The following is a 3,518-nucleotide window of genomic DNA, read 5'->3' on the forward strand; positions in this document are numbered from 1 at the left end:
CGAAAACGGGGAAGTTACACCCCAAAGAATCGCTCGCCCAGCACAGGGGGGAAGCATCGATGATGAGCCTGCTGAAGTAATCCGACCTCTTCAAGGGATTTTCGGATGAGGAACTCGATAAAGTCGCGGCGGCTTGCGAAACAGTGGCGTTCGGGGCGGGACAGACCATTTTCGAGGAAGAAAGTCCAGCCGGGCATCTGTACATCGTGAGCGAGGGTTCTGTGGAACTCCGATTCACCGTAACGCATTACGCGGCTTTGCATACGGCCAGCATGGACCGGAAGTTCAAGGGCGATATGCTTGGTTGGTCCGCTGTCGTCGCACCCCATGCGTACATACTCACGGCCATCGCCGTCAAAGACTCCAAGCTGCTGAAGGTGAGCGGGTCAGATATCCAAAGACTGTGCACAGAAAGCGATCGTTTCGGTCATGCGTTCATGCGAAACCTGGCTCACGTCATTGGCCAGCGGTTAAACATCACACAACGGATGCTGATCGGCGTCATCCAAGACCATTTGAAAAAACGAGAGCCTGGCGAATGACCTTTCAGATGATCGATTCATGAAACTGGCATTGAAAAACCCCGTTTATCCACACCCATAAACTTCGCCAGCGTATCCCGGAAAGCAAGGATTCCCCCGGTTGCCATATCCCCACTCAAGCGCGTCGAGGTGAGCGGGCCGATTGCCTTTTCGTTTATCTCTTTCCCCGCGCCGCGGTTTTTTTCCGCGCCGCGGTTTTTTTCTTCGCAGCTTTCTTTTTGATTTTCTTCTTGGCTTTCGTGGCGGGCTTTTTCTTGAGCCCCGCGGCGACCTTCTTGTACTTGGCGGCGATGCTTTTCTTGGCCTTGGCGGTGATGAGGCCGCCGAGGGCCTCTCCCTCGGGGGTTCCCTCGATCCCCCAGGAGCCGTCCTTCGCCGTGACGAAGATGAGGTCCTCCCGGGAGACGACCCTTCCGCCGTGGAGGGTGTTCGCGGGGATGTGGTGGATGTCGCCGGGGCCGCTGACCTGCTTCCGCCCCCCGATGGTGGATTCGATCTTGCCCTGCAGGATGTAGAGGAACTGCTCGTTGGGGTGGCGGTGAGGGTGGGCGCCGGTGCCGGCGGGCATGGTGATGAGGCCGAAGAGCACGCGATCGCCCTCCACCCAGACCCCCTCGGAGGTGCTGTAGGATTTTCCGGCCAATCCCCGCTTCATCTTTTTGGTATTGTAGAAGTACGGCATGGAGTTTCTCCAGAGAAAGGCAGCCAGAAAATGGCGGCCAGAGAAAGGCGGCGCACCGCCGTTTGCAATGATGGGGAAACTATACAGGATTCCGGGCGGAAATTTTCCGGAAAAAGTGAGAGGAAGAGGCCTGATGGCGGATGCGGGCAGGGATGCGGTCCAGAATGCGGTCAGGGATGCGGTGGAATCCGTCCGGGAGGAGCGCCTGCGCGAATGGGTAGCGGAATTCTCAGGCCTGCGCCACGGCCTTGAGAACCCGGAGGCTTTGGCCGAAAAGCGCGAGCGCTTCGCCGCGCGCCTTGAAGGTTTCGGCTATGCCCCCGCCCGCGACCCGTTCCGCTTCCGGGGGCTTCCCTTCGAGAATGTGGTGGCCGAGGCGGCGGGCCAAGATCAAAGTGCGGCCCCCTTTCTCGTCGGGGCGCACTTCGACGGCAGTGCCGGGAGCCCCGCGGCGGACGACAACGCGAGCGGGGTGGCGGCGCTTCTTGCCGTCGCCGAGGTTCTCCGGCGCCATCCGCCCGCGCGGCCGGTGCGCTTCGTCGGCTTCGACATCGAAGAGCCCCAGGATGCGCGCGATCGCAGGTGCCGCCACGGGAGCTACCACTTCGCTCGAAGGGCCCGCTTCCGGTGGGAGAAATACGCCGGGGTCTTCATCCTCGAATCGGTGGGCTACACCGACCCCCGGCCCGGGAGCCAGAGAGTGCCCATCAAGCTGCCCTTCATCCCGCCCGACGCGGGGACGTTCCTCGGGGTGGTGGGGACGCGGAAATCCCGCGGCCTCATGCGCGGGTTTTCAGAGGCGGCGGCGCGGCACGTTCCCGCGCTGGAGATCGTCTCCTACCGGGTGCCGCTGCGGGGCTATCTCGTGCCGATGACGCGGATGAGCGATCACGCCCCGTTCTGGGACTGGGGCTATGCCGCCGTCATGCTGACCGATACGGCCTTCCTGCGGAACCCGAACTACCACCAGCCGGGCGACACGCCCGAGACCCTCGACTACGCCTTTCTCGCGAACGTGGCGCGCGCGCTGATCGCCGCGCTGCTGGAAGAAAAATAAGCGCCGCGCTCTTCATCGAAAAATAAGCGCCGCGGGCGCTGGGTTGCGCATCCAGCTTCCGCGGCGCTGAGGATTCTTTCGGGGTGCCGCCGGTCAGCCCTTCTCGGGCGGGCGCCCGCGGTTCATTTCGCCGGGCTCTTCGCTAAATTCCATCCGGCTCTTGATGGCGTCAATGGTGAACTGATCGCGGTCCTTGGCCAGCTCGGTGTTGAGGACGGGGTGGAACACCTCGAGCACCATGCCGGGCTCATCGCTCACGAGTTTCAGCATGTGCATGGCGCCCATCTTGACGTGGACGACATCGCCGGGGGCGAGCTTGCGCGTTTCGCCCTCGAGGGTGAAGTCCCACTCGCCCGCCTGGATGTAGAAGAACTCCTCGTTGTCGGGGTGGTTGTGCATTTTGGTGGGGGTGCCGCCGGGCTCGGTGATCAGGTGCTGCATCTGGATGTTGTCGCCGAAGATCCGGCGGTGGGTGACGCCGGGGCGGTCGTGCGTGACCGGCAGCATGTCCCAGTTGTAAAAGCTCATGGACGGCTTTCCTCCATTGATGGTCAAGGTATTGTTCGAGTGATCCCTGATTTTACCCGCAACGCCGAAAAGAGGGAAGCCTTCGGGGAGCGCGCGCATCCAGAGGCTTGCGGATTCAATTCCCGGTCAGCTCGAAGGTGTAGCGTCCCAGCTCGCGGGAGAGGAGGCGGAGCCCGGCGCCCGGGGGGAGAAAAGCGTAGCCCAGCGGTTTTCCGTCCCCGTTCCGGATCTGGTTCAGGCGGAGGGGCAGATAGCGCGGGATCATTTCCTTGAGGGCGGCCACGCCGATGTCGGCGGACGAATAGCGTTCGGGATTCAGCAGAAGCCCCAGCTCGCCCTCGGCCAGCTCGAGGAGCACGGCCACGCGGCGGATGGTGCCCGGAGATTCCTTCAGGTATTCCACGAAGAAAAACCGCGCGTCCGGGTCGTAGGTAAGGGGGTCCGTTCTCGGGATGAGGACGATCCCGCCCGGGCCGGCAGGGAGGATCGGGATGGCCACGGCGCATCCGCCGAGGGCGATTCCGAGCAAGAGGGCGAAGGCCGCCCATGTTTTCCACCGCAACGCCGCGCGCGTCATCTGCGCCCTCCCGGACGGCTGGTTCATGGAGACGATGTTCCGGGAGTAATTTCCCACAAACGGGCGGCCGTGAAAACGGGCGCCGGGCGTCTTTGTCCGCGCCCCGCGGCCGGTGCGGGGCGGGCGGATGAT

The 3,518-nt window shown here is 63.0% G+C and carries 5 protein-coding genes; 2 read left to right on the forward strand and 3 right to left on the reverse strand.

Features of this window, described 5'->3' with window-relative positions; genetic code table 11:
• Positions 1 to 143: 143 nt before the first annotated feature.
• Positions 144 to 542, forward strand: a complete 399-nt coding sequence (locus O2807_13630) for a cyclic nucleotide-binding domain-containing protein (GenBank protein MDA1001542.1) — start codon at positions 144 to 146, stop codon at positions 540 to 542.
• A 154-nt stretch (positions 543 to 696) separates the two neighbouring features.
• Here O2807_13630 and O2807_13635 read toward each other — a convergent pair whose 3' ends face one another.
• Positions 697 to 1,224: a cupin domain-containing protein gene (locus O2807_13635; protein MDA1001543.1), complete on the reverse strand. Its 528-nt coding sequence runs from the start codon at positions 1,222 to 1,224 to the stop codon at positions 697 to 699.
• A gap of 133 nt (positions 1,225 to 1,357) precedes the next feature.
• Between O2807_13635 and O2807_13640 the strand changes: the two genes are divergently transcribed.
• Positions 1,358 to 2,281: a M28 family peptidase gene (locus tag O2807_13640; protein MDA1001544.1), complete on the forward strand. Its 924-nt coding sequence runs from the start codon at positions 1,358 to 1,360 to the stop codon at positions 2,279 to 2,281.
• A gap of 93 nt (positions 2,282 to 2,374) precedes the next feature.
• Here O2807_13640 and O2807_13645 read toward each other — a convergent pair whose 3' ends face one another.
• Entirely contained in the window at positions 2,375 to 2,809 is a 435-nt protein-coding gene (locus tag O2807_13645; protein ID MDA1001545.1) for a cupin domain-containing protein, read from the reverse strand.
• A 115-nt stretch (positions 2,810 to 2,924) separates the two neighbouring features.
• Positions 2,925 to 3,518 (reverse strand): hypothetical protein (locus tag O2807_13650; GenBank protein ID MDA1001546.1); only part of this gene is annotated, 594 nt, incomplete at its 5' end.

This window comes from bacterium, from assembly GCA_027622355.1.
Taxonomy (GTDB): domain Bacteria; phylum UBA8248; class UBA8248; order UBA8248; family UBA8248; genus JAQBZT01.

Coding starts and splice junctions, on each gene's coding strand:
- O2807_13635 (MDA1001543.1), bottom strand. CDS start 1,224: ATGCCGTACTTCTACAATACCAAAAAGATGAAGCGGGGATTGGCCGGA.
- O2807_13640 (MDA1001544.1), top strand. CDS start 1,358: ATGGCGGATGCGGGCAGGGATGCGGTCCAGAATGCGGTCAGGGATGCG.
- O2807_13645 (MDA1001545.1), bottom strand. CDS start 2,809: ATGAGCTTTTACAACTGGGACATGCTGCCGGTCACGCACGACCGCCCC.